The sequence below is a fragment of the Leptobacterium flavescens genome, assembly GCF_010671605.1.
Taxonomy (GTDB): Bacteria; Bacteroidota; Bacteroidia; order Flavobacteriales; family Flavobacteriaceae; genus Leptobacterium; species Leptobacterium flavescens.
Genome location: NZ_JAABOO010000002.1, coordinates 611,951 through 637,994, shown reverse-complemented (window position 1 = coordinate 637,994; position 26,044 = coordinate 611,951). Strand labels below are relative to the sequence as shown.

Sequence of the window (26,044 nt, the reverse complement as noted above, 5' to 3'; positions counted from 1 at the left end):
CTGTTAAACGCTTTAAAATGAAACTATACATACTTCTTTTTTTAGGATTTATAGGGTATTCCTACAGTTCACCGGCTTTTCAACAACCCGAAAAGCAGAAAATAATACTGTTCTGGGATGTGTCTCTTTCTATGGAAAACAGGAATATTAACGGGGAACTTGATTACCTGAACAATTTTTTTAAAGCGGATGAGGTTTACGACCTGACATTGATAAAATTCAATTCTGAAGTAGTGTTAAAAAAACAGTTTAAACTGCTTCAGGGAGATTGGAACGAGCTGAAGGAAGAGCTTATCAATTCTGTTTATGACGGGGCCACATCCTATCAGTGCCTTGATGAGGCGCAGGCAGGAGAGAGGCTACTGATCTTTTCAGACGGGAATGAGAATATGGCAAGAAGTAAACTTCCGAAGGGAGCCAAAACCACTTTTGTAAATGCGGTCAATCCTTATAAAGCTGATATAAAAAAGAAGCTGAAAGAACATCAGGTAGAAACGGTCGACCTTATTCCCGAAAAGCCGGAAACCCCGGAAGGAAGAGTCCTTTATACCGGAACCGTTTACACCAAAAATGCTCCCCTGGCCGGAGCAAATGTGCAGATAAAGAATTCTGCCAGAGGTACGGTTACAGATATCAACGGGAATTTTGAGATCTATGCGGAGGAAACAGACACCCTTGTATTCAGTTACCTGGGTAAGGGCCTTCAGCAGAAAAGACCGGATAAGATCGGGAAGATGGATGTATGGCTGGATCACAGGGCACTGCAATTGGATGAAGTGGTGGTGGAAGGCGAATTGCAAAAGCAAAAAGATCAGCAGAACACGGGTTACGGTAAAAAAGACAAGGACCGTGTCGGTTATGCGGTATCTACGGTAAAAAGCGGCGATATTAACAGTGTCGAAACCACCACGGGACAGGCATTGAACGGAAAGGTTTCCGGCTTAAATGTAGGCCCGACCGCCAAAGCCGGACAAAGCGACCTGAGTAAGGCGGTTATCCGGGGGATCAGTTCCTTTAAATTGACCAATCACCCGCTGATCGTAATAGATGGAGTACCTCTCAACAGGAGCCAGCCGTCTAACGAATTCAACAGTGCAAGTAATTCTTTTTACGATTTTATAGACCCCAACAATATTCATGAGATAACGGTCTTAAAAGGCCTGGCTGCGAGTAACCGATATGGCAGCCTGGGGAATAACGGGGTTATCCTGATCACTACTAAAACTGCTTATGCCGAGGCATCCGTCAGCGGAAAAAAAGATAAAAAAGCACCCGAATATATCGAGAGGGTAGAGGAGAAGGAGGCATTGTATATTACCGATATCAGGAAGCAGCCCGGTACCGAAGAGAAGTATGAAACCTATCTTACTTACAGAAGCCTTTACGGAAGATCGCCTTCTTTTTACATTAATGTGTATAAGGCTCTTAAGGAGCAAATGCCTGAAGAGGCCGGGCATATTTTAATGAATATCGTAGAAAAATACGAAGACAGGCCGCACGTACTGAGAATGCTGGCCTATACCCTGGAAGAGGATAAAAAATATAAGCTGGCAACAGAGATCTATGAAAGAATAAGAACGATAGAAGAGGGAAAAGCCCAGGCATTGCTGGATCAGGCAAATATCGATGCCCTGAATAAAAAACCTAAGGAAGCCTTTACGCATCTTGCCGAACTTCGCGCAGATAAGTCGCATAACAATTACGATCTTAAGAAAATGCTGGTAAATGACATCAGGCACCTGGTCCGCAATTCCCCGGAACTCAGATCCGATCCTGAAGTTCCCGCCTTTTTCAAATCGAATGTAAGTTATGCAGCCAGGATCGTCTTTGAATGGAATGATCCCAATGCAGAATTCAACCTGCAGTTCATCGATCCCAAGAAGAATTATTCAGACTGGGAACACAGCCGGAATGATGCACAGCAATTTACAGAGCATCAGAAAACCGGACTTTTATCGCAGGAGTACATCATAGAAGAGGGGCCGAAGGGAATGTGGCTCATCAACCTGAAATACCTGGGTAACGGCTCGTCAGAGCCCAGTTATTTTAAGGTAAAACTGATCAATAATTTCGGGAAACCGAACGAACATACGGAGATCAGGTATTTTTCTGCAAGGGAAACAGGCCTGAACCAGAATATATTGAAATTGTACGTAAACTGAACCGGTTTTCGGAAGTGATACACGCTTTCTGAAATCCTAACTCATACATACCTGGAATTTAATGTTTTATGGTATAATTGTTGAGGTGTTTTTAGGACTCAAAGCAAACTTAAAAAGTAATTATCTGTATGAAAAAGTTAAAATTCCTTTCGTTTTTTCTGTGCTTTTTGTGGATCAGTCAGTACGGAAACGCTACAAATGAGCTCTCACCAATAAATGATAAACCGGAGAAAATTACCATTCTATGGGATGGTTCCTGGTCGCTTAACAACAAGAAACTTAACCGGGAACTTAATTTTCTGAACGATTATTTCAATCACCTTAAAAATGTAGAGGTAGAAGTAGTTTCTTTTGCCTATCAGCACGTATCCAGAAAAACCTTTAAGGTAAAAAAGACCAACTGGAAAGAGCTGAAGGAACATCTGGAGAAAACGGTTTATGACGGTGCCACTTATTTCCCGAATGGGATAGATAAGATAGAATCTGATGAAATACTCCTTTTTTCGGATGGCTATTTCTTCAACAATAAAAAAGACCGGAAATACAAAAGCCCGGTTTACTGTATAGTAAGTGTTGAGGATTATAACGATGGTGTATTGAACACCCTGGCGGTAAACTCTAACGGAAACATTATCGATCTGAATAATGATCCGCACAGCAAAAAACTTCAATTGGTCAAGAACGCCGATATACGTTACCTCAAATCCAAAAAGGCTTCAAAAAACAAGACCATCAGGATCTCAGGAATGGTATGCAATTTCGGGAAACCTTTAAACAAGGTGAATATTGTTAACAAAAGCACAGGTACAGGTACGGTAACCACAGAAAAAGGGATCTACCAGATAAAGGCGAATGTCAATGATAAACTGGTATTCTCTCACCTGGGATATGAAGATATAGTAGTTACGGTTACGCCTAACAGCAAAGCACTAAATCTGAATATGATACAGGGAAGGGAAGAACTCAACGAAGTGGTAATTACCCAGGATACCATTAGCGGAACCGCCAGTTCTGTAGATTTCGGAAGAAGTAAGAGAACAGCGGCAAGTGTAATTCATATCAGATCCGAAGACTTTAATCCCAGTGCTTTTTTCCTTGCAGATGCAATAAACGGTAGAGGTTCAGGGATCTTTGTGGATGGCTTCGGACAGAACGCAAGGATCTTTTTAAGAAATACCCTTACCAGACTGGGAGGATCCAAAAGGGTACAGCCTTTATATGTAATAGATAACACTCCGATTACCCAATATCCCGATTACCTGGATCCAAGGCTTATCGAAGATGTGGTGATCATCAAATCTTTGGCAGGAGTGGCCAGATACGGTTCTATAGCCAGAGGTGGGGTTATAAAAATCACCACCAGGAATTATGCAACCGCCCGAAAGAGGATACAGCGTGAAAAGGATAGTATGGCCCTGTTAAATAAAAAACTGTATCAGGATGATGCGGTAGACTATGCGGAGATCCCTCTGTCGGAGCCTAAGTATATGGAAACCTATCATGTGGAGAGTTCTTTGGAAAAAGCCTATGAGAAATACCTGGAAGACCGCTTTGTATACTCGAGTTCCCATCAGTACTATATTAATATGTTTGAATATTTTATAGAAAGGGGAGACCGGGAAAAGGCTTTTAAGATCCTCTCGAACATTATGGAAGTACACTCCGGAAATACAACGGCATTAACCACGCTTGCGCATATTTATGAATCTTTGGGCGAGCAGGAAAAAGCATACAGAGTGTATAAGCAATTATTAGTTAATGATCCAACAAAGTTTACTACCCTCTATGGTTTGATCAATCACTATAAGTTGAAGGGAGAATATAAACTGGCAGCTTCGGTCCTGGAGAAATTTATTTCGGAAACAGAGATCAAAGATCCCGGGATGTATCAGTTTATCTCACATGAAGCTACCTCTCTGTATCATGCGTTACAGGCTTCCGAAGCGTTTAGCTCTAACCTGGAACCCTTTATTATAGATGACAAATACGATGCCCGTATTGTGGTAGAATGGGATAATCCCGATGCACAATTCAGCCTGCAGTTTGTCAGCCCTGATAAGAGGTTCTCTACCTGGAAACACGATCATGTAAATTCGGGAGAGCGCATCGATCAGGAGAAGGCAAACGGATTCCAGATGCAGGATTTCTACATAGAAAAAGACTTTGCAGGCACATGGCTGCTCAACCTGAAATACTTCGGGAATACCGGTTTTAATCCAACTTATTTTAAGGTAACGGTTTACAGAGGCTTCGGTACTGAAAGTGAGACCAGAGAGGAATCATTTTTTACCGTAGACCAGCAAAATGTCAATCAGACCTTAAAGGAAATAAGGGTAGGTCAGAGGTAGATCACACCTGAATTACCCCGAGGTTAAACGGTTTTTCTATCGGTGCATGATCCGCTGCCTCTATTCCCATGGAGATCCACTTTCTGGTGTCCAGCGGATCAATTATAGCATCTGTCCATAGGCGGGCAGCTGCATAATAAGGTGAAACCTGTGCATCGTAGCGGGATTTGATCTTATTGAACAGTTCCTGCTCTTTTTCCTTGGATATTTTTTCGCCTTTCTTCTTAAGGGAGGCGGTCTCTATCTGTAAAAGTACCTTCGCAGCCTGGGCTCCTCCCATTACTGCCAGCTCGGCACTTGGCCATGCTACTATAAGTCTCGGATCGTATGCTTTTCCGCACATAGCGTAATTTCCGGCTCCATAACTGTTACCTACAACAATGGTAAATTTGGGAACTACCGAATTACTCACGGCATTTACCATTTTAGCTCCGTCTTTGATAATACCTCCGTGCTCACTCTTACTTCCTACCATAAAACCGGTAACATCCTGTAAAAAGATAAGCGGGATCTTCTTCTGGTTACAGTTGGCAATAAAACGGGTGGCCTTATCTGCAGAATCCGAATAAATAACCCCTCCGAACTGCATTTCCCCTTTTTTGGTCTTAACCACCTTTCTCTGATTGGCTATGATCCCTACTGCCCATCCGTCTACGCGGGCATACCCGGTAATAATGGATTGTCCGTAACCGGCTTTGTATTCTTCAAATTCAGAACCGTCGACAAGCCTTTTAATGATCTCGTACATATCGTACTGATCGGCTCTCGATTTTGGGATTATTCCGTAAATATCTTCTTGTTTCTCTTTGGGTTTTACCGCTTTTATCCTGCTGAAGCCGGCTTTTTCGTAATCACCTATCTTGTCTACGATATTCTGGATGGTCGTAAGCGCATCCTTATCATCTTCAGCTTTATAATCGGTTACTCCGCTTATTTCGCAATGAGTAGTGGCTCCTCCAAGGGTTTCGTTATCTATGCTTTCTCCGATAGCTGCCTTTACCAGGTAACTTCCCGCAAGGAAGATACTTCCTGTTTTATTTACGATAAGTGCTTCATCACTCATAATTGGTAAATAAGCACCACCTGCCACACAACTTCCCATAACCGCAGCGATCTGGGTAATTCCCATACTGCTCATCCTTGCATTATTCCTGAAGATGCGCCCGAAATGTTCCTTGTCCGGAAAGATCTCATCCTGCATTGGTAAATAAACCCCGGCACTGTCTACCAGGTAAATGATGGGCAACCTGTTTTCTATGGCTATTTCCTGAGCCCTGAGGTTCTTTTTTCCTGTAATCGGGAACCAGGCACCTGCCTTTACCGTAGCGTCATTGGCAACTACGATACATTGTTTTCCTTTAATATATCCAATCTTAACAACAACTCCTCCAGACGGGCATCCTCCGTGTTCTTCATACATTCCATCTCCGGTTAATGCACCTATCTCGATCTGTTTCGCACCCTTATCCAATAAAAAGTCGATACGCTCCCTCGCCGTCATTTTTCCTTCACCGTGGAGTTTATCTATTCTTTTCTGACCGCCGCCTAATTTTATTTGAGCCAGTTTATTCTTTAAATCGGAAAGTAGTAACTTATTGTGATCTTCGTTTTTGTTGAAGTTGATATCCATAAAATTGTATTTATTGCGGCAGAATAGTCGAAGCAATGATTTTATTACTTACTAAGATATTCTGTTTTTTTACTTTATTGCTTAATTTTTCCCGGGATTCGGGAACGGATGCTAAAATACGAAAACCTTATATTTTTTATTACTTAAAAATTGATTAAAAAATCAGATATTTGTAATCCTAACTCCCCGGAGAATCGCATTAATTGCTTTTAAAATTGCACAAATGAGAATGAATAAAAACACAGTACTCGGATACGCAACACTCATCATGATAATAGTAGGAATATGTTTAATAGCACTCGGAGCATTCAGATATCACGAAGTATCGGGATACGGTTTTGCTGCCGTTGGTATTGGCTTCTTTGCTATAGCATGGGTATTTAATGCACTTAAGGGAAGAGTGTGATCATATAATTACATAACCAACTTTTTACAATTAACTAATTATGTCAGACGATAAGAAGGTTATTTTCTCCATGTCCGGAGTATCAAAGACCTATCAAAGTACCAACAAACAAGTTTTAAAGGATATCTACCTCAGTTTCTTCTACGGAGCCAAGATCGGTATTCTCGGTCTCAACGGATCGGGAAAATCCACTTTGCTGAAGATCATTGCAGGTGTGGAAAAGAATTATCAGGGAAATGTGGTCTTCTCTCCCGGATACTCTGTGGGATACCTGGAGCAGGAGCCTCAGCTTGATGAAGACAAGACCGTAATTGAAGTGGTCAAGGAAGGAGTTGCCGAAGTTGTGGAGGTCCTTGACGAATACAATAAGATAAACGATATGTTTGCGCTGCCGGAAGTTTATGAGGATGCAGATAAGATGCAAAAGCTGATGGACAAGCAGGCAGAACTACAGGATAAGATAGATGCGACCAACGCATGGGAACTGGATACCAAGCTGGAGATCGCCATGGATGCGCTTCGTACCCCGGAACCGGATACTCCTATCAAAGTACTTTCCGGAGGGGAAAGAAGAAGGGTGGCGCTTTGCCGCTTGCTGCTGAAGCAACCCGATATCCTGCTTTTAGATGAGCCTACCAACCACCTGGATGCCGAATCGGTACTCTGGCTGGAGCAGCATTTACAAAATTACAGCGGTACCGTTATTGCCGTAACGCACGACAGGTACTTCCTGGATAATGTTGCCGGATGGATCCTGGAACTTGACAGGGGAGAAGGAATTCCATGGAAAGGGAACTATTCTTCATGGCTGGATCAGAAGTCCAAAAGGCTGGCGCAGGAAGAAAAGCAGGCCAGTAAAAGAAGAAAGACCCTGGAGCGGGAGCTCGAATGGGTTAGGATGGCACCTAAAGGCCGTCAGGCAAAACAAAAGGCACGTCTTAATAATTATGACAAGCTGCTTAACGAAGATCAGAAAAAGCTGGACGAGAAGCTGGAGATCTATATTCCTAACGGACCCCGTTTAGGAACCAATGTTATTGAAGCCAAAGGGGTTTCCAAGGCTTTTGGCGATAAATTACTCTATGAAGACCTGAATTTCACTTTACCTCAGGCAGGTATCGTGGGGATCATCGGGCCTAACGGAGCAGGAAAAACCACGATCTTCAAAATGATCATGGGTGAGGAAGCACCGGATAAAGGAAGCTTTGACCTGGGAGATACGGCTAAGATCGCTTATGTAGATCAGAGCCATTCCAATATAAACGCTGAAAAATCTATCTGGGCTAATTTCAGTGATGAACAGGAACTGGTCATGATGGGAGGGAAGCAGGTAAATTCCAGAGCCTATCTGAGCAGGTTTAATTTCTCGGGAAGTGAGCAGAATAAAAAAGTAGCTACCCTTTCCGGAGGGGAGCGTAACCGACTGCATCTGGCGATGACCCTTAAGGAAGAGGGTAACGTATTACTGCTGGATGAGCCGACTAACGACCTTGATGTAAATACATTAAGGGCTTTGGAGGAAGGTCTGGAGAACTTTGCAGGCTGTGCTGTGGTTATTTCACACGACAGATGGTTCCTGGACAGGATATGTACGCATATCCTGGCTTTTGAAGGCGATTCTCAGGTATATTTCTTTGAAGGAAGCTTCTCCGATTACGAAGAGAACAAACGCAAGCGTCTGGGAGCAGATGTTACGCCTACAAGGATCAAGTACAAAAAACTGATCAGGGATTAGTAATCTCCTGTTTTTAAATTATATAACCCGTTAATTCAAGTAATTAGCGGGTTTTTTGTTGCATCTAAGCTCAGCTTTAAGCTATAACTGTAACAAAAGAAATATTTCCCATACCTATATAATACACGATCACTTTTCGAAAAGAACCATCATGAAAAAAAAGTAGTATTTATTTTACATTTTTTTCAATATTAAAATTATTAATTCGTAATTTTTTACCCTGATTAAGGAAATAAAAAACAGATTTTGTACAACCACTTTAAATACTAACTAACTATGTCTGATGATTTTGATTTATTAGAAACCGATTCTTCCTCCGAACAGGAAAAAGTTGATGTTAATTGGGGCAAGACCATTGACCAGATGAAATCCAAGTTATCTCAGGAGCAGAATCCTGAGGTACGTCAGAAAATATTGAATGCAACATTAGACGATGTTGTAAAAATGGCAGAAACAGACAGAAGATCTCTTCTTGATGCCATTAAAGACCTTACGGATTACCAGGATGAGGTAGGGATCATCTTTGAAAAATTCTCTACCCTTAATGCGGAAGAACAAAGAGTAATCGATGATGCCCAGAAAAGACTGGAAAGAGCAAAAGCAGAATTGGAATCTGCCAGGGCAGTAAAAGATAATTGGTGGAATAACCTCTTTGGCCGCAAAAGCAGGATAAAGAAAAAGGAAGCCGAATTAAAAGCTGCCGAAAAAGAAAGGTCCTATGCAGATTCCAAGGCCAAGCAGATGTTTCAGGAAAGAATTGAAAAGGCCGATATTCAAACCCTGTTAAGCGAACTTTCCTATAAAAGCCAGGCAGCGGTCAATCGTTTAAAGAACCGTGAGGTAGAGATCAAGGAAGTGGAGGATAAATTACAGGTAGCCATTGTAGAAGCCAGTAAGAACCATACCAGAGCCCTTGAAAAAAAGAAAGAGACCGAGGAAAAACTTGAAGAACAATACGCTTTGTTAAAGCAGGCCCGCCAGGAGCTGGATGAGGTCGTGGATAAGCAATCTGCAGAGTATTCCAATGCCATCAGTAAAGTAACCACAATAGAACAGAAGGTTGAAGAACTGGAAGGTTTAAAGAACGCATATATTACTTTGGCCGCCAGTAAGGACAGTTTTGTTCATAAACACAACCTTACGATCAAGGTACTTACTTCATTGAGAAGTAATTTACAGACACACAGGGCCAAACTGAAATCGGATACCGAAGAACGGATCAAGTACTACGACGGATATGTAGTAGCACTTAAGGCCAGGACCGATCAGGAGTTTGCAGCCATTCTTGAACACCTCGGAGTACGCACGGACGAGCATATCGGGCAAACCCTTGCTTCTATGCATACCGCCAGTTCCAAAGCCCGTCAGAGTATGATGGAGAATATTCCGGTACACGAGAAAGTAATGAAAGGAATTTACAGCAGCTATGCCGAATCACTTCAGGAGATAAGGGCAAAAGATTCTGAGATCCGCAAGGATTTTGCCAACAGATACGGAATAGATATGAAAGAGCTGTTCGAAGAGTATTACAATTCGGATAATAACCCACCTTCAGATGAGGGAGGAGATACATCCGGAGATCAGCCTTCAGACAATTCCGGCGACGATCTCCTGTCGTAAGAAATATACTTTAGCCTCCCTGCAGTAGGCAGGGAGCTTGTTTTATGTTTTAAGTTTAAACCGATCAAATGCCTGTTAATCAGATAGTCACCCCTTTGGACTCTGCGGTTTTAGATTCTAAGGAGCAATACTCTTTTTACTTTAAAATGGTAGATCATGTGCTGAACGAATTGCTTTCGGCACTGAGAAAATACTATATCTGCTCCAATCAGGAAACCGTATTCTTTAAGCAGTATTGCGAGCTTCTGAGCTATTCCATAGAAGCAATGCGGGTTAAATATATGTATGATGAAGAAGAGAACCTGAGAGTGGATCTTACGGATTCGGGTTTTCCGAATTACCTGGAACTCAGATACCTGTATAATGACTTACTCTTAAGGCATGAGCATATCGGTAAACTCCCGGCAGTAGAAGAGTTGAAAGCAGAATTTCTCGATAGCCTGATGAAAGACAAAAAGCATGTTTCCAAAGAAAAACTGCACCAGGCATCTTCTATTATTTACTATACCACAATCGATAAGAACTACATTTTTAAGCGCTTTGTACAGGGTAAAATAATAGAGACCGAAGAATACGATGCTTCCTATCTGGTGAGCTGGAGTTTTTACGATATAGGCAGCAACCGTCCTTTCGTATGCTTTATGTACTTTGATTATGACGGAAAACGAATAGATGAATACACTCCGGAGATCTACGAGACCCTGCAGCAGGTAGCTGACAGGAATATGGACCTGGATGCTATGGCCTACGGAATAGATAAAAAACTGGATAAGGTCCGGCCGAAGAAGATCAGAAGGATAGACCTGGGGCCTTTACACACGGTTTTTGCAAAGGACGAGAATAATATAACCCATGTGCTGCTGAGCAGTATTGCTAAAAAAGATATCGAACTGTCTTCTTTTGCGCTTTCCCTGAAAATAGATCAGGCGGTCAGTACCGGGGTTTTTAAGGAAGGAGGCCTGTTATCCAGCCAGAAGCTTCAGATATGGAAGGTAGAGCGTGCAGAAAAGTATCTTTTTGCGCCACACAGGATCATTCAGCTTTTATATGCTAAACTGCCTAAGTTGATAGATTCGTTATCGGCAGAACCTTTTGAAGCTAAAGAATTAAGAATTTAAAGAACAACTAATCACATCTTCATGGAACACAATACAACTTTTCCCATTAAGAAATCGGAACTCGCTATCGTAAGGGACGAGGCATCCTCCTATTTAAAAGGAATACAGTGGGAGCAGGGGTATAAAGCCAAAAACAGGGATAATTCTAACAAAAAGGAAGATAATATCCTCCTTTATTTATCTAAAGCAACCAGCGGGAGCGGTACCAGGGAAATTACCTCGGTATCCAAGACCATCCTGGCCTTGAAAAAGAGGCTGCTTCCCGATTCTATTGCTATTCCCCTGTATCTGAACCAGACCCTTTTTTCAGTTCAGGAAGGAATAAGTATTGGTATCTGGCTTAAAGACAGTTATTATGATGCATCCGGGCTTTCCGTACTCAATGAGGCTAAAGCTACCCTTAGCGGGGAACAGAAACGGGAATACGAATCCAAACTAAATACGGCCACGGCATTTATGCTGTTCGGTACGGCCTACTATATTTTATACGAACTCAGAGATAAAGCTTCGGACGACCTGAGTGTGATGAAGAATAAATTTGCCGGGATCCCGGAACTTTCCCTTCAATCACCTCTAAAAGGTATTTCCTGTGCCTTATTTTATTTTGACAGGTATTTAAACCATCCGGACCTCATTACTTCCGATAAGGATGTAATTGATTTTGCTGCGGTGTATTTTGAGGCTCTTATCGATGAAATTCAGCTTCGCAGAAGTTCTCTCGATCATACCGAGGTAATAACAGATCGCACCTATAAACTGGAAGATTCGGAATTTGCCGTTTCCGGCTGGGAAAATGTATTTGCCGGAGCAGCTAAGAGTGTGGAGTTTAACCAGGTAAAGTTTGAAGATATAGTCGGGAATAGAGATGCCAAGCACTTTGCCCGAAGGCTTACCGAACGTATTTTAAGTTACGATTTCAGCACCAAGAAAAACCCTTTTCAGGAACTGGGAGGTTTTATGCCGGTATTTATGGGCTATGGTATCCCCGGAACCGGGAAGAGTATGCTTATCGCTGCCATAGCTACTATGCTCAAGGAGCGATGTGAGCACCTGTCTATCCCTTTCCTTTTTCACCCTATGCCCGATACGCTGATATCGACTTTTCAGGGCGGCTCGGCCGAAAAAATGGTACAATGGATGAAACCTATGCAGGATCCAACCCGGATCATTTTTGCGCCTATAGACGATGCCGAGAATAACCTCCAGGAAAGAACAGCTCAGGGAGTCTCCGCCGGGGTTAAGGAAGTGATAGGTGTATTTTTAAGATATACGGAAGGAGCTTATGCCGTGAATTACGGGAATAGTTCCATTGGGCTGTTTACCAACCTGCCGGAACAGCTGGACAAAGCGGTTATTTCGAGAATACAGGGAAGGTTTAAAATAGACGGGGCCAGGACAACTGCAGACTTTCTTGATCAGGATTATCTGTGGTGGAATAAACTGGAAAAAACAATGCCCGATTTTGTAAATATGAAGGATCCGAAATATACCTACCTGAGCGATCAGGGCCTTGCTGCCAATCTGGGGGAGATCCTTCAGCAGGTAGAAAAACCGACCGAAGAGCGGGTACTGGAAATATACGATAGAATTGAAAAGGATCACAAGACTTCGGAACATGAGTTTTATGCAGACCTGTATAAGGAGATACAGAAGCAGTTTCCCTTCTTCTCTTCGAGGGATGTGCGAAATATTCAGAGTGCCGTATCTCTCAGACTAACCGATTTTGACCTGCCGGAAGAATGGTTTGATAATCCGGAGGCCTATTTTCAAAAGGATTACGATACCAAATATGCCATGTTGCAGGAATTGATGAGAGCGAATATGAAAGGATTGAACTTTTCAGATATCAGAAGGCAGGAAGTCGTAAGGTATCTGGATAATATGGCCATTATTGCCGATACCGACTTTAAACGCAAAGTAGACAAGCAGGTAATGCAGATGAATATTAATCTGGAAGCCGGAAAGGCTTTTGACAAGCAGAACGGAAAGTAAAATGGATAAATTAAAAGCAGAAAAACTATTTGGAGGTGCTTTGGTACCTGTTACCGGATCGTTGGTAGAGCGGTATAATCAATGCCTGACCATGATCGGGCAGACCCCTACCGGGCTGGATGGCTTTTCTGTGGACGGGATCGGATGGAGCCCGGAAATTGCAGAGGAAAAGAACGATCTGTACTATCTGAATAACGGAGAGGCAAATCCGCATGCTATTATTATCAGCCCTATGCAGGAAGGAAGGCCGGTTTATGTTCCTTTTCACAGTTTTGACAGGGAGATCATGGCTATCATATTCGATACCTATAGCGCGGTTTTAAAAGATATTACCAAGGACGGAGCGGTCTGTGTGGACCTCGATCAGTATATAGATGCATTTTACGAGCCATTCGATCTCTTAAAATATAAGAATATCTCCGTAGGCTTTAAGCTCCTGAACGAACTGGATAAAGTGCAGAAAGAGCAGCAGGATCTTATAACTCATTTTAATGAAGGCAATAATTTTATAGATGAGGAAATACATATTCAGCTTTTGGCTTCCGCCCGTAAATACGGCGACCTGAGAAAAAGGAAGCTAAGCCTGAAACCTATTGATTATAAGACTTCCTCCTTCTATACTAGGGCATTTGGCGGGGTTTTTATCATCAGGAAGTTCGCCAGGCCTATTATGATCTTCGAATCGCGGGAATGGCATCAGAAGGCAATTCAGGATACGTTGCACGATGTGCTTATCTATCATATTCAGGACAGAGAACTGATCGCGCAGCTGGAAAAGAACATCCTTATAGATTACAACCTCAAAAAGGTTGTTGAGACCGAGCGTTATGAAAGGATCAAAAAACACATCCTTATCGAACAGCTTGAAGAAATAGAACACAGTACGGAAGAGATCATCAGTAACCAGATATTATTTAAGAGTTATCTGAACAAAATGGATATTTCAAGGAGAAATATCGTAATGGGAGTAGAAAGGTATAACGAAAAAGTGCTGATCGATAAACAGTTAAATGTATATGATCATATAGACCATCAGTTTTTTCATGCCCTCTGTGAGCCGCATGCTACCTTATCTGAAAAGCAAAAGGACCTGATCTGGAAGCTTTTGATCAAAATAGCTCCCAAAGACCCTTTATTCCTGTATTGGTACGACAAGGAATCTTTTTATGAAACCTATAAAAAGTGGGACTCGTCCTATCAGGAATGGATTATAGATTATATTAAAGAACAACATAAAAATGAAGAATCATGACACTGGAGATCATTGTTTTTATAGCCGCTATATTACTTGGGATCCTCCTGTACTGGAGGGAATCCAGAAATAATTCACTTTACCGCTTTTTTAATAAGCTGGCAAATGCCAAAAAGCTACAGATGAAACCCGACGACCGCAAAGGTTTTTTGCATCAGCAATCCTTTATAGCCCGCCTGGTTTATATTCTGCTGTTCTTTTTGCTAATATATGGAGGAGTGAGTGTACTTACTCCCCTGAACATTTTTAGTTTTCAGCTGTTTACCGCTTCTGTGGTAGGAATGCTTATAGGGACCTATATTGCTTCAGCCATTGTATTTGCCAATAAGAAGATAGATGACAATAAAGGAGCCTTTGATGAAAAGTTCGAAAAAGGGAAGGAAATGGTATCTGATATTTTCTCAGATAAGAAAGAAGAGACCCCAGAGGAGGATGTAGAAAAGAAACCTGCTCCCGAAAAGGAAGAGAAGAGCGCCAGGGAGCGCTTAAAAGATCAGGGATTGCTGTAACCTAACTTAAAAATACCAAAAATGATTAAACGAATCTGGCAAAAAGGAAGAAAACAGAAGGTTGTACTTATAGTAACGGGCTTTGTCCTGTTGCTCCTTCTTATCATTATGAGGGATGATTATCAGCCGGCATTGCTGTTCCTGAGGAAATACATCTTTATGGGGCTTCTGGCTGGGGTTGTTTTATATTTTGGGATATCCAGGTTCAGGAATTCGGAAAAGATAGGCAGGCGGATGCTTATTTTGGGGCTTACAGGCCTGTTCCTGGCTGCGGTTTATTTTGTGGGATGGAATATGGGGATGTACAGCTATATGCAGAAGTACAATATTTTTAACGACCTGAACTTAATAGAAATAAATGAACTCCCTCTAACAAGGAATGAACGTATACAGCCTTATAATAATATTGTGACCATGGCTTATGAGTCGGTTTCGGAGACCCAGGAGGTTTCCCCTCCGCAATTGGTAAGGGTAGATAATGTAAACCAGTGGACGATGGCCGTACAGCCAGCCAAGGAATATTTCTGGCAGCGGGTTAATGACAATACCGAAGAGATCTTTTCGGTTTCCAGCACTTCACCTTTTCCCAGGTTTTCCGGGGAGAACAGGGTGGGAGTAACCTTTTCCATCGGGGAATCCCTGGCTTTTAGCAGGAATACCTATAATGCAGTGGTACAAAGGTTCAATCCCTGGCAATTATTGACCATGGAGCCCGATCAGGTGTTTTATATGAAGAATGATGAAGGGAAATGGGTTCAGGTGGTCAGTCTTATCAGGTGGAAAGGTTTCTTTTTTCCGTATCCCGTATTTGGAGGGGTGATGGTCATAGAGTCCGGAGAGCATAATTTTGGAGATTATCTGGAACGTATCTTTTTGGGAAAGGGAACCTATATCAGCCCGAAAAAAATGAAGAACTATTCCTATTTACGGGGGCAGAATACATTATCCGAAAAAGTATCCCGCTTGCAGGCACAATCGCTTATGTTCCTGGGTGGGTTTACAGACCCCCTTCCGTGGAATATGGAAACCGCGGTAAAGATCCCCGATCTTAAAGAAGATCAGAATGAGCAACCCTTTGTTACCGATTTTAATTTTGACGGAGTAGACAAGGAGGCCTACGAAGGGCTGTATCACTGGTTTGGCCTGGAACCGGTGGGAGAGGAGCGAACCAGTCTTGCCTTTAGTGTTTTTGTTCCCGCCGATGGTACCGACAGGCTCTGGTATTACAACCACGCCAAAAAGAAAGAAGGTAAGGCAGGAGTATCTGCAATGCCTTTAAAGGTAATGGAATCTAAAAAAGAATACGACTGGTCTGTAAATGCCCCGGTAGAATTCAGACCGTATATAAAGGAAATAGCCGGAAGGAAAAGAATGTTCGTCCTGACCACTATAGCTGCCAAACGGGACGAGAGCAAGAAATTTGACGGATCGGCCACTCCGGATCTGGCTTTGGTAGATGTAGAATACAGAGATGTGATCTGGATAGATGCAAAACACCCTTCAGACTGGGATAAAAGTATTTATACACAATTAAATGAAGTATGGAGGTCTTCTGAGAAGATCGGACATTATTTTCAGGAGGAAAACCGGTTAAAGGATTCTGTTCCGGAATTACCGCTAAAGGAGCTGGATTCTGTTGTTATGGACAAACGGGCGGAAATTAAAGCAGAGACAGACAGTCTGAAGCTATCAGACAGCCTGCCTGCGGGAAAACAATAATATTATTGATACCAGTTCCTTAAACGAACCTCTATTTTCTTGTTTTTATCATTTACAAGCTTTTTAAAAGCCTGGGTATCGCTTATGTTGGGCCTTCCCCTGTAATGATAAGGATATACGATCTTAGGTTTAAAATCGAGAACTGCATCTGCTGCCTGCTCCACGTTCATGGTAAACGGAAGGTTCATACATACAAAAGCAATATCAATATTCTTCAGCGCCCTCATTTCCGGGATATCCTCGGTATCCCCGCTCAGATAGATCCTGTTTTTACCCAGTTTTACCACATATCCGTTACCTCTGCCTTTGGTATGGCGTGAAGTTTCATCTTCCGGAAGGTTATACATAGGAATGGCTTCGATATTAATATTCTGAATGTCTTTTTTCTCACCATTATTAATGACCACCAGTGTTTTTTTGAATTCTCCCGGTAGTCTGTCTGCAACAGCCTGAGGAACTACAAATGTAGCTTTGGACGTTTCTATGGCTTTTAAAGTAGCGGGATTGAGGTGATCTCCGTGTATATCAGTGATCAAAATAATATCGGGGGCCTTCAGGCCTTCAAACTTGGCGCCTCCGCCAAAGGGATCCACATATATTACTTTATTGTTCCATTCAAGGGCCAAAGTACCGTGAGTAATAGGGTGAATACTGATATCATCTATTTTATCCGGACTGATACGTTGTGAAAATACCGTAGTGACCATTAATAATACGGGAAGGATAATTAGTTTTTTCATGATTCTTTTTTTATAAAGATAGTTGCTTCTTCTTTTATATGGTAATCAGGGCGTTTTTAAAACAGATTTACAGACGGATGTTTTCTTTATAAATGCAAAAAAAGAAATTTTTCACTCCCGAATAATTTTTTTGACTTTTTCCCGTTCTATAAAATTTGCTTCTTTTCAGGAAAAAAATCCAACTCATATAGACGATTTTTAACATTACTTCCAAGAAATTAATCATTTTATCGTCTAATTGGTCGAAAAATTTTTTGGCTGCATTTAAATCCTTAAAATTGTTCGGTTATTGTTCAAAAAATTGAAAAGAATCCTCATTTCAATACTTGTATTTTTATGCTGTTTTTCTGTAAGGGCACAGGAAGATAACAGTCGCGTTATGGACAGCATACACAGTGCTTTTTCTCTAGCAGAAGAGTATCAGGCCAGATATCAGCTGGTGAACTCTACGGAAAAAGCATTCGATGTCATCCGTTTGGCTAAACGCCTGGAAAACAGCTACTACCAAAGTATCGCCTATAACTTAATAGGTATTAATTACGAGACCATCTTAGATTTTCAGAAGGCACAGGACAGTTATAACAGTGCTCTTTCCCATGCGTTAAAGATAAAGAACGATACCCTTACAGGGCGGATCTATAACAACCTGGGGAATATAGAATATATGGCATACGACGATTTTGACAAGAGTAATGAATATTACAATAAGTCTATCGACATTGCCAGTAAGCAAAACGACATAAGAGAGGTGATCCCGCCTACATTGAACCTTGCCTGGAACCATCTGGACAGAGATGAGCTGGAAACAGCCTTTAGTTACCTGACCAGTGCAAAAAGCTATATAGAGTTACTGGACGAGCTTGATGATCATATCTATATTAATTACCTCTTCGGAATATACCATACCAAGAACAGGGAATACGGACAGGCAATGGAAAGCTTTAACAACGCCATTGCAATAGGGGAGCGCCTGGGTAGTTTTCTGGAACTCTCCGATGTGTATCTGGCGCAGTCAAAGTTATTTGCTTCGATCAATGAGCCAACAAGGGAAACAGCAGCCCTGGAAAAGTATTATGAATACAGGCTTCAGGTTTCCGATATAGAAAATCTAAAGCAACTGGCTATTGTTGAGTCTAATAATAAAGATGAGATCACGGCTACGGAAAGCAGGGATAGAAGGAACGGAGACCCGGTAGCGGGCCCGGATGAAGATGCAGGTTTCTTTGAAAAATACAAACAACTTATTATTTATGCTTTACTCGGGTTGGCGTTTGCTGCAGTTGTTTCTGTAATTGTATACCGAAGCAGAAAGTCGCAAAAAAGACTGACCGATATGCTGGAAACGAGAAATGAGCACCTGGAAGAAGCCAAGGAAGAAGCCGAAAAACTTTCCCGATTAAAGTCGCAGTTCATTTCTACGGTAAGTCACGAGTTGAGAACACCGCTGTACGGAGTTGTCGGGTTGACTTCCCTCTTACTGGAAGGAAATACCTTGTCATCTGAGGAGAATCAGTATTTAAAATCCCTTAAATTCTCCGGGGATTACCTTTTAAACCTGATTAACGATATCCTTCACCTGAGTAAGATAGAATCTAATAAAGTGATCCTGGAAAAACGTCCTTTCAATATCCGCGACCTGGTTGAGGATGTGATCAGTTCGTTTAAATTCCAGCTGGATCAGAAAAATAACAAGATCCACCTGTATATCGATAAAAAGATCCCTCCGTTCCTTCGTGGAGATGAGGTGCCTCTTTCCCAGATACTGATCAACCTTATCGGGAATGCCGTAAAGTTCACCTCTTACGGAAATATCTGGATCTTCTTAAAACTGACGAATATTTCGGAAGAAACGGCGGCTATCAACTTTATTATAAAAGATGACGGACCAGGTATACCCAAGGAAAAACACGATGAGATCTTTGAGAATTTCTCTCAACTGGACAGAGAGAACAACGAATATCAGGGTACAGGGCTCGGATTGTCTATTGTAAAGAAGCTGGTTGACCTTCTTCAGGGAGAGATCAAGCTGATAAGCGATGAAGGAGAAGGAGCTACCTTCAGTTTTAACCTTAAGTTCGATACCGTTAAAGAGAGCAATGCTGCCATTGAAAGGCGTCAGACAGAAAGTGTATCTGCTCCCAGCACTATGCCTTCGGAAAGTATTTTCGGCAAGGGTTACAGAGTGCTTATCGTAGAAGATAACAAGATCAATCAGATCGTAACTAAAAATATCCTCCTTAGAGAGAGTTTTGAATGCGAGGTGGTAGATAACGGACTCTCAGCTATAGAATACGTTAAGAACAGCAAATTCGACCTGGTGCTGATGGATCTGAATATGCCGCTGATGAGCGGAATAGAGGCTTCGGCCAAAATCAGGGAATTTGACCAGGAAACCCCTATAGTTGCTCTTACCGCCGTAGAAATTGAGGATGTTAAGGAAGATATTATCAGGGCCGGTATCGATGATATTATCAATAAACCTTTCGATAAAAGCGAATTCTACAAGGTAATTATCAGAAATATCAACAGGAGGGCAGGTAAAAAAAAAATGAGTGTTAGCTAAGTGGTAATTCCATCTTTATATTGCTCCTTAAATAAGGTACATTCTTCTCCAATTCAATTTCTTTAAAACCGTATTTTCTGTAAATGTGTATTGCGTTCTCTAATTTGGTGTTGGAGTAGAGAAGAAGCTTGTCCCACGACTGTTTCCTGGAAAAATCAATACAGAATTCCATTAGTTTCTGGCCTATCCTTTGCCCCTGGAATTTAGGGTCAACAGCCATCTTTCCTAATTCGTAAACCCCTTCTTCTACCTTGATAAGAGAAAAAGTGCCTGCTATTTCCTCGCCCATTCTCGCAAAGAAAATATGTCCGCCTTTGTTAATTATATTCTCCTCACATCTGCTCAGCAGATCTTCGTCGTGAGGTTCAACAACAAAATATTTCTTTAGCCAGGCTACATTCAGTTCTTTAAAATCTTCTGCATATCTGGTTTCAAATGGAATGATCTCCATTTCCTGTGTCAATGTGGTCTGATATTTATTCATGATCCTGTCGCTTAGTTTTTCTTTTTCCATTTGTGTTTCAAAATGATGTAAATGTTCAATAAGATTGTCTGTTTGCTTTTGAGTGAGTTGTTTTACTTCACTTTCAATAACTCTCCATAGTACTTTTAATTCTGGCAGGAGTGCTTTTCCTTGTGAACTAAGACTGATAAGTTTGATCCTTCCATCGGTTTTATCATCTGCAAATTCGATCAGCTGTTTCTTTTTTAGTTTGTTAATTGCCTGTGTAACAGCTGGTTGTGAAATATGCAATAACTCCTTGATCTGAGTAGTCGTGGTAATTTCCTGATCTACAATGATCTTGAAGATAGGGAAGTGGTAAGGATCGAAATCTATATTTGCTCTGTCATAAACCAGTTGGATCTCTTTCATTACCCGCTCACTTAACCGGGCCATTCGCGACCCTAATCCTAGTTCTTTATAAGTATTAAATACATCCATATAAATATTTATATAAGTACTTATGCAAATATAATAATTTTAATCAAAACAAAAGGGAAGAGTCTATTTTTTAATAAAATCGGAAATAAGGTAACTGATAAGTTTCCCGGTCTGCTGTGTTTCCCTGGCATCTTCCGGGTTGGGGGCAGCTTCACAGATATGAATATAAGAGGCCGTTTTCATAGCCCCCAGATTATGGATCATTCGCCTGACCTCCGTGCTGCTAAAGCCTGAGGGGGTCATAGCACTGCTGGGAACATTTTCTATGGCATCGCAATCTATTTCGATCCCGAAGTTATTTCCGCAGATAAAATCCCTGATCTTTTCAAAAGCCCTGGTCTCATCAACCGTTTTTCTGAGTTTCAAGCTTTCGAAGGTTGCGTATTTAACCCTTCTATCCTTTTCCATAAGCTGAAAAACAGCTTTGGAAGTATAATTTTCATGAATACCGTAGATAAAGTAATTTTTCAGAAAACCTTCCTTCATCGCAAAGGTAAATCCGTTCCCGCTATGCCTGCCCTCGCGATCTCTCAGATCGGTATGAGCGTCGATATTGATGGCATTTACGGAACGCCCCAATCCTAATGCCACTCCCTTGATGATACCATAGGCATTATTATGACCGCCTCCTATAACAACAGGGATCTTTCCGGCAGAGACGATGGTCTGGATAATAAAAACCACTTCTTTATCTATCGTATCCGTAAATTTTCTGGCGACTTTTACTTTTTCCAGCGGATCCTTATCTAATTTTTCCAATGCTTCCATCTCTTTGCTGAAATCGAGATATCCCATTAAGAACATTTTAGATTCTTTGAGGTAGGATGTGTATTGAATATTCAGCAGGGAACGCAGGCCGGTTTCCCAGGCATATCTTGTTCCCGGCTTGCCTAGATTGCCTACTACACCAAGATCTTCCGGAATACCCAACAGTACGAACCTGGCCTTTGAAGCCCTGAGTTGATCGCCTATTTCCATATCGGGAGAGGGGAGTTCTATCTTCTCTCCAAACTTGGTTTCTCCCTTCCTCTTATTGATATAGGTGTTAATTTCTTTGTGAGAATAAGTCTTCAGGTATTGGTACATGGAATCTTTAAAGTTGTAAATTTGAAAAAATAAACTATCTGTAAATCTAAAAAACTATTTTAACTCGTATATACAAAACAAGCGCAAAAACGTTAAAAAAAAAAGCGCGAATTTAAAATCGAAATATTATGACTGAATCTAAAAACAACAATGGATTAAAAGTAATTGCAATTTTACTTGGTGTGGTTTTGGCCGGAACATTATTCTATACGGCTAGTCTTTACAACGATAAAAAAGAGACTACTGCAAAACTCACAAACGAGAAAAATTTGGTTGTTGAGGATCTAAACAATCTTAAAGCTGATTACGATCGAGCTATCGAAGAGAGCGAAACCACAAATCAGGAACTTGTAGAAGCTAGAAACAGAATAGCACAATACATCGACTCTGTTAAAACTATGAAGGCAGATATCTCTGCACTTTACAGATACAGAAGACAGGTGAGATCTCTTGAAAAGGAAAGAGAGTTTCTTTTAGCTCAAAATGATTCATTGCGTAAGTCGAACACTTTATTAGCTATGGAGCGTGACAGCACCTTTGTAGCTTTGGAGAAACAAACAATTTTATCGGATTCTCTTGTTACACAGAACACGCAGTTAGCTAAAGTAGTAGAGATAGGTTCTGCACTGAATCTTTCTAAATTCTCAATCGACGCTGTAAAAGAGCGTACAAGCGGAAAACTGGTTTCTACCAACAGAGCTACCAGAGCTGATAAAATTAAAATTTGTTATACAGTTGCAGGAAACAACATTGCAACTTCAGGAGACAGACAATTCTATATTCAGGTAGTTGATCCTGCAGGAAACATTCTTGGAGAAAACGGAACAGCTTCTACAGAAGAAGGACAGAGCGTTACCTACAGTAAAGTTTCTAATTTCTTCTATGAGAACAGTGCACTGGATGTTTGTGATTACGTAAGCAAATCAGGTGATAAATTTGCTAAGGGAAATTATGAAGTAAAAGTTTACGATGCTAAACTAAGAGAGTTAAGTACTTCAAAATTTGCACTTAAGTAAGCAATTCACTAATCAATAACTGAAAAACGCTCCCATCGGGAGCGTTTTTTTATGCTTTTTACTGAAGTTTTCCGTTTACCAGAACCTTATATATCAGGTCTTCCCCAAAGGAATAGGGGAGATAGTAGTAGGAAGATATCTTTTTTGTTATGATAAGGTTGGCGGCCTTACCTTCTGTAATACTTCCGTGGGTGTCGCTTATTCCCATGGCATAGGCACCGTTAATGGTTGCTGCATTAATTGCCTCTTCAGGGGTCATTTTCATTTTAATACAGGCTGTACTTACGACAAAGTTCATATTTCCGCTGGGAGATGAACCCGGATTGTAATCGGTGGCCAGTGCAAGTGCCAGACCCGCATCTATCATTTTCCTTGCCGGAGTATAGGGGATACTCAAAAAATAAGAACAGGCGGGTAAAGCAACGGGCATTGTAGCCTCTGCCTGAAGCAGGCTATCTATATCCTCTGTCCTCATTTCTTCCAGATGGTCTACCGATAGTGCATTGTATTTTATCCCGGCCTGAACCCCTCCGATAGCATTAAACTGATTGACGTGGATCTTAGGGATAAGTCCGTGTTCCTGCCCTGCTTTTAAGAGACGTTCCGTATCGGCTACGGAAAAATACCCTTCTTCACAGAAAATATCTATATAATCGGCGAGTTTCTGCTCTGCAATTTCCGGGAGCATGGAAATAACCTGGTCCAGATATCCGTCTTTATCCGATTTAAAGTCGGAGGGTAGAGCATGTGCCCCTAGAAAAGTAGCTCGTACAGGAAGCTCGTAATTCCTTTTTAAACGCTGAATAACCTTTAGCATTTTAATTTCGGCCTCCGGGTTGAGTCCGTATCCCGATTTTATTTCTATAGCCGTTGTTCCCTGACATATTGCTGTTTCCAAACGCAACCTCGATTGCTCGTAGAGTTCGCTTTCGGAAGCTTCCTGAAGCTTTTTTGCCGAATTGAGAATACCACCGCCACGTTTGGCTATTTCTTCATAACTAAGACCGTTGATCCGATCTACGAACTCCTGTTCTCTGTTTCCGGCATAGACAATATGAGTATGGCTGTCACACCATCCGGGCATGACAATTCTCCCCTCAGCATCTATGATCTTATCTACCTGCATTCCTGAAGTATCCAGATTGCTCATCAGGCCGAAATCCTCAATCTTTCCGTCCTTTACATAGACATAGGCCTTTTTAAGGCTGGGGAGCGATTTCATTTCTTCTCCGGCCACCTTTTTTACGCTCTGATCCCGTATCTGTAGTAATTCTTTTATGTTCGTTATTAGTAAGTTCATCAAAATCTAAATTATTCGGTTTAAAGGTAATTAAAAAGAAAAACCCTGACGGTAATGCCAGGGTCTCTTTTTGTATTTTCAAAAACTCTTATTTAAGAGATCCTGTCATGTCTTCGGGTCTTACCCATTCATCATATTCTTCCGGACTTACATAGCCTAAGTTGATGGCTTCTTCCTTCAGGGTAGTTCCATTCTTATGTGCTGTATTAGCTATTTCTGCCGCCTTGTAATAACCTATCTTGGTGTTAAGAGCGGTAACCAGCATAAGCGAATTGTTCAGTAACTCCTTTATTCGGGTGTGGTTGGGCTCAATACCGGAAGCGCAGTGCTCTTCAAAAGAAACACAGGCATCTCCCAGTAACTGGGCAGACTGAAGCAGGTTAGCAGCCATCACGGGTTTGAATACGTTTAATTCGTAATGTCCTTGTGTTCCACCAACGGTAACAGCTACATCATTCCCCATAACCTGAGCACATACCATGGTAATGGCTTCTGCCTGGGTTGGGTTTACTTTTCCAGGCATAATAGAACTTCCTGGTTCGTTGGCCGGGATAATGATCTCTCCGATACCACTTCTTGGCCCGGAAGCCATTAAACGGATATCATTGGCAATCTTGTTCAGGGAAACTGCCAGTTGCTTAAGTGCTCCGTGCGTTTCAACGATCCCGTCGTGAGAAGCTAAAGCTTCAAATTTATTTTCCGCAGTTTTAAACGGCAATTCCGTAAAAGTGGCAATAAATTCTGCAACCTTTTCTGCATAACCTTCCGGCGTATTTAATCCGGTTCCTACTGCAGTACCTCCCAATGCCAGTTCGGAAAGGTGATCCAAAGTATTGTTCAGCGCCTTTAATCCGTGGTCCAGTTGGGAAACATAACCGGAGAATTCCTGCCCGAGGGTGAGGGGAGTGGCATCCATCAGGTGGGTCCTTCCAATCTTCACCACATCTTTAAATTCTTCCGACTTTCTTTTAAGTGTATCTCTTAACCGGGTAACTCCCGGGATCGTAACTTCTACGATCTTTTTATAGGCCGCAATGTGCATCCCCGTGGGAAAGGTATCGTTGGAAGATTGAGATTTGTTTACATCGTCATTAGGCTGGATCGTCTTTTCACCTTCACCGATTACTTTTCCGGCAAGCTGATGGGCTCTGTTGGCAATAACCTCATTAACATTCATATTGCTCTGTGTCCCCGAACCTGTTTGCCAGATCACCAACGGAAATTGATCATCGTGTTTTCCTTCCAGAATTTCATCACATACCTGGGCGATCAGATCTCGTTTTTCGACGGGTAATACCCCCAATTCACAATTCGTATAAGCAGCTGCCTTTTTTAAATAGGCAAAACCGTATACAATTTCCAAAGGCATTGAAGCCGATGGTCCGATCTTAAAATTATTTCGGGAACGTTCGGTCTGGGCTCCCCATAATTTATCGGCGGGTACTTTTACCTCGCCCATGGTATCTTTTTCTATTCTGAATTCCATTATGACTGTTAATTTTAGTGCTACAAATTTACTATTTTGTCGTCTATTTGCTTCCGGCTTTACTGCTTTTTTTAACAAAGTACGAACGATCGGATTTTTAAGGCCTCAAGAAAATTTTAAAAATGCCCGGAATGCTTATGAAAAATGGATTTTATGCAATATCTTTGGGCTCGAATTCGAAAATTTCCGGAAATTATGTTTGATTTTGATCAATACTTAGGCTTTTTAGCATTTTTGACCATCCTTACCATAGGTTTTTGGTTAATGATCTTTTTGTTAACCTTCGTTATCCCTTATTGGATAGGTGGTTCGGTTATCGAGCTTCTTAAAGAGCGAAAAGAAGCTAAAAAAGCCAGACGAATCGAATAAAAAAAAGAAGCCATTTGGCTTCTTTTTTGTTTATAGGGGTCGGGGTATTT

At 41.5% G+C, this 26,044-nt stretch carries 19 protein-coding genes; 13 read left to right on the top strand and 6 right to left on the bottom strand.

The annotated features are described in order from the left end of the window. Positions 1–17 precede the first annotated feature (17 nt). Both GWK08_RS10480 and GWK08_RS10475 read left to right on the top strand, forming a co-directional pair. On the top strand, positions 18–2,162 hold the full coding sequence (locus tag GWK08_RS10480; RefSeq protein ID WP_163607064.1) for a TonB-dependent receptor plug domain-containing protein: 2,145 nt from the start codon (positions 18–20) through the stop codon (positions 2,160–2,162). A gap of 128 nt (positions 2,163–2,290) precedes the next feature. After that, entirely contained in the window at positions 2,291–4,510 is a 2,220-nt protein-coding gene (locus tag GWK08_RS10475) for a carboxypeptidase-like regulatory domain-containing protein (RefSeq protein WP_163607062.1), read from the top strand. Position 4,511: 1 nt separating this feature from the next. Here the strand turns inward: GWK08_RS10475 and GWK08_RS10470 are convergent, their stop codons facing one another. Then, on the bottom strand, positions 4,512–6,140 hold the full coding sequence (locus GWK08_RS10470) for an acyl-CoA carboxylase subunit beta (RefSeq protein WP_163607060.1): 1,629 nt from the start codon (positions 6,138–6,140) through the stop codon (positions 4,512–4,514). A gap of 229 nt (positions 6,141–6,369) precedes the next feature. On the opposite strand from GWK08_RS10470, the gene GWK08_RS10465 reads away from it, so the two are divergent. The 8 genes from GWK08_RS10465 (at position 6,370) to GWK08_RS10430 (ending at position 16,491) form a co-directional block, all read left to right on the top strand. Continuing rightward, a complete protein-coding gene (locus GWK08_RS10465; protein WP_239524912.1) occupies positions 6,370–6,546 on the top strand; it encodes a CAL67264 family membrane protein in 177 nt (58 codons plus the stop codon). A gap of 40 nt (positions 6,547–6,586) precedes the next feature. Beyond that, entirely contained in the window at positions 6,587–8,281 is a 1,695-nt protein-coding gene (ettA, locus tag GWK08_RS10460) for an energy-dependent translational throttle protein EttA (RefSeq protein ID WP_163607058.1), read from the top strand. 276 nt (positions 8,282–8,557) lie between these two features. Next, entirely contained in the window at positions 8,558–9,901 is a 1,344-nt protein-coding gene (locus GWK08_RS10455; protein WP_163607057.1) for a coiled-coil domain-containing protein, read from the top strand. Between the two features lie 68 nt (positions 9,902–9,969). Beyond that, on the top strand, positions 9,970–11,019 hold the full coding sequence (locus GWK08_RS10450) for a hypothetical protein (RefSeq protein ID WP_163607055.1): 1,050 nt from the start codon (positions 9,970–9,972) through the stop codon (positions 11,017–11,019). A gap of 21 nt (positions 11,020–11,040) precedes the next feature. Beyond that, positions 11,041–13,011 (top strand): AAA family ATPase, encoded by a 1,971-nt coding sequence (locus GWK08_RS10445; protein ID WP_163607053.1) that lies wholly within the window; start codon positions 11,041–11,043, stop codon positions 13,009–13,011. 1 nt (position 13,012) lies between these two features. Then, entirely contained in the window at positions 13,013–14,263 is a 1,251-nt protein-coding gene (locus GWK08_RS10440) for a DUF6638 family protein (protein ID WP_163607051.1), read from the top strand. Further along, entirely contained in the window at positions 14,260–14,772 is a 513-nt protein-coding gene (locus tag GWK08_RS10435) for a hypothetical protein (RefSeq protein WP_163607050.1), read from the top strand. The genes GWK08_RS10440 and GWK08_RS10435 overlap by 4 nt, the downstream gene beginning before the upstream one ends. A gap of 21 nt (positions 14,773–14,793) precedes the next feature. Further along, complete coding sequence (locus tag GWK08_RS10430; protein ID WP_163607048.1) at positions 14,794–16,491, top strand: hypothetical protein; 1,698 nt, start codon at positions 14,794–14,796, stop codon at positions 16,489–16,491. 2 nt (positions 16,492–16,493) lie between these two features. Here GWK08_RS10430 and GWK08_RS10425 read toward each other — a convergent pair whose 3' ends face one another. Next, positions 16,494–17,231 (bottom strand): MBL fold metallo-hydrolase, encoded by a 738-nt coding sequence (locus tag GWK08_RS10425; protein ID WP_163607047.1) that lies wholly within the window; start codon positions 17,229–17,231, stop codon positions 16,494–16,496. Positions 17,232–17,610: 379 nt separating this feature from the next. On the opposite strand from GWK08_RS10425, the gene GWK08_RS10420 reads away from it, so the two are divergent. Next, a complete protein-coding gene (locus GWK08_RS10420; RefSeq protein WP_163607046.1) occupies positions 17,611–19,794 on the top strand; it encodes an ATP-binding protein in 2,184 nt (727 codons plus the stop codon). On the opposite strand, the gene GWK08_RS19390 is transcribed toward GWK08_RS10420, so the two are convergent. Beyond that, positions 19,787–20,737 carry a bifunctional helix-turn-helix transcriptional regulator/GNAT family N-acetyltransferase gene (locus tag GWK08_RS19390; RefSeq protein WP_163607045.1) on the bottom strand — a complete coding sequence of 317 codons (951 nt, stop codon included), beginning with the start codon at positions 20,735–20,737 and terminating at the stop codon, positions 19,787–19,789. The two genes, GWK08_RS10420 and GWK08_RS19390, sit on opposite strands and share 8 nt — an antisense overlap. Before the next feature lie 63 nt (positions 20,738–20,800). Then, complete coding sequence (locus tag GWK08_RS10410; protein ID WP_163607044.1) at positions 20,801–21,823, bottom strand: formimidoylglutamase; 1,023 nt, start codon at positions 21,821–21,823, stop codon at positions 20,801–20,803. Between the two features lie 128 nt (positions 21,824–21,951). Between GWK08_RS10410 and GWK08_RS10405 the strand changes: the two genes are divergently transcribed. Beyond that, positions 21,952–22,839: a hypothetical protein gene (locus tag GWK08_RS10405; RefSeq protein ID WP_163607043.1), complete on the top strand. Its 888-nt coding sequence runs from the start codon at positions 21,952–21,954 to the stop codon at positions 22,837–22,839. Between the two features lie 58 nt (positions 22,840–22,897). Here the strand turns inward: GWK08_RS10405 and hutI are convergent, their stop codons facing one another. Then, positions 22,898–24,139 (bottom strand): imidazolonepropionase, encoded by a 1,242-nt coding sequence (gene hutI / locus GWK08_RS10400; protein WP_163607042.1) that lies wholly within the window; start codon positions 24,137–24,139, stop codon positions 22,898–22,900. An 88-nt stretch (positions 24,140–24,227) separates the two neighbouring features. Beyond that, complete coding sequence (gene fumC, locus GWK08_RS10395) at positions 24,228–25,625, bottom strand: class II fumarate hydratase (RefSeq protein ID WP_163607041.1); 1,398 nt, start codon at positions 25,623–25,625, stop codon at positions 24,228–24,230. 153 nt (positions 25,626–25,778) lie between these two features. Here fumC and GWK08_RS10390 point away from each other — a divergent pair, with 153 nt between their 5' ends. Continuing rightward, positions 25,779–25,994: a hypothetical protein gene (locus GWK08_RS10390; protein ID WP_163606318.1), complete on the top strand. Its 216-nt coding sequence runs from the start codon at positions 25,779–25,781 to the stop codon at positions 25,992–25,994. Positions 25,995–26,044 lie beyond the last annotated feature (50 nt).

Bases quoted from the DNA above. Each gene is read 5' to 3' on its own strand.
- GWK08_RS10480 (WP_163607064.1), top strand. From the start codon at position 18: ATGAAACTATACATACTTCTTTTTTTAGGATTTATAGGGTATTCCTAC.
- GWK08_RS10475 (WP_163607062.1), top strand. From the start codon at position 2,291: ATGAAAAAGTTAAAATTCCTTTCGTTTTTTCTGTGCTTTTTGTGGATC.
- GWK08_RS10470 (WP_163607060.1), bottom strand. From the start codon at position 6,140: ATGGATATCAACTTCAACAAAAACGAAGATCACAATAAGTTACTACTT.
- GWK08_RS10465 (WP_239524912.1), top strand. From the start codon at position 6,370: ATGAATAAAAACACAGTACTCGGATACGCAACACTCATCATGATAATA.
- ettA (WP_163607058.1), top strand. From the start codon at position 6,587: ATGTCAGACGATAAGAAGGTTATTTTCTCCATGTCCGGAGTATCAAAG.
- GWK08_RS10455 (WP_163607057.1), top strand. From the start codon at position 8,558: ATGTCTGATGATTTTGATTTATTAGAAACCGATTCTTCCTCCGAACAG.
- GWK08_RS10450 (WP_163607055.1), top strand. From the start codon at position 9,970: ATGCCTGTTAATCAGATAGTCACCCCTTTGGACTCTGCGGTTTTAGAT.
- GWK08_RS10445 (WP_163607053.1), top strand. From the start codon at position 11,041: ATGGAACACAATACAACTTTTCCCATTAAGAAATCGGAACTCGCTATC.
- GWK08_RS10440 (WP_163607051.1), top strand. From the start codon at position 13,013: ATGGATAAATTAAAAGCAGAAAAACTATTTGGAGGTGCTTTGGTACCT.
- GWK08_RS10435 (WP_163607050.1), top strand. From the start codon at position 14,260: ATGACACTGGAGATCATTGTTTTTATAGCCGCTATATTACTTGGGATC.
- GWK08_RS10430 (WP_163607048.1), top strand. From the start codon at position 14,794: ATGATTAAACGAATCTGGCAAAAAGGAAGAAAACAGAAGGTTGTACTT.
- GWK08_RS10425 (WP_163607047.1), bottom strand. From the start codon at position 17,231: ATGAAAAAACTAATTATCCTTCCCGTATTATTAATGGTCACTACGGTA.
- GWK08_RS10420 (WP_163607046.1), top strand. From the start codon at position 17,611: ATGGACAGCATACACAGTGCTTTTTCTCTAGCAGAAGAGTATCAGGCC.
- GWK08_RS19390 (WP_163607045.1), bottom strand. From the start codon at position 20,737: ATGGATGTATTTAATACTTATAAAGAACTAGGATTAGGGTCGCGAATG.
- GWK08_RS10410 (WP_163607044.1), bottom strand. From the start codon at position 21,823: ATGTACCAATACCTGAAGACTTATTCTCACAAAGAAATTAACACCTAT.
- GWK08_RS10405 (WP_163607043.1), top strand. From the start codon at position 21,952: ATGACTGAATCTAAAAACAACAATGGATTAAAAGTAATTGCAATTTTA.
- hutI (WP_163607042.1), bottom strand. From the start codon at position 24,139: ATGAACTTACTAATAACGAACATAAAAGAATTACTACAGATACGGGAT.
- fumC (WP_163607041.1), bottom strand. From the start codon at position 25,625: ATGGAATTCAGAATAGAAAAAGATACCATGGGCGAGGTAAAAGTACCC.
- GWK08_RS10390 (WP_163606318.1), top strand. From the start codon at position 25,779: ATGCAATATCTTTGGGCTCGAATTCGAAAATTTCCGGAAATTATGTTT.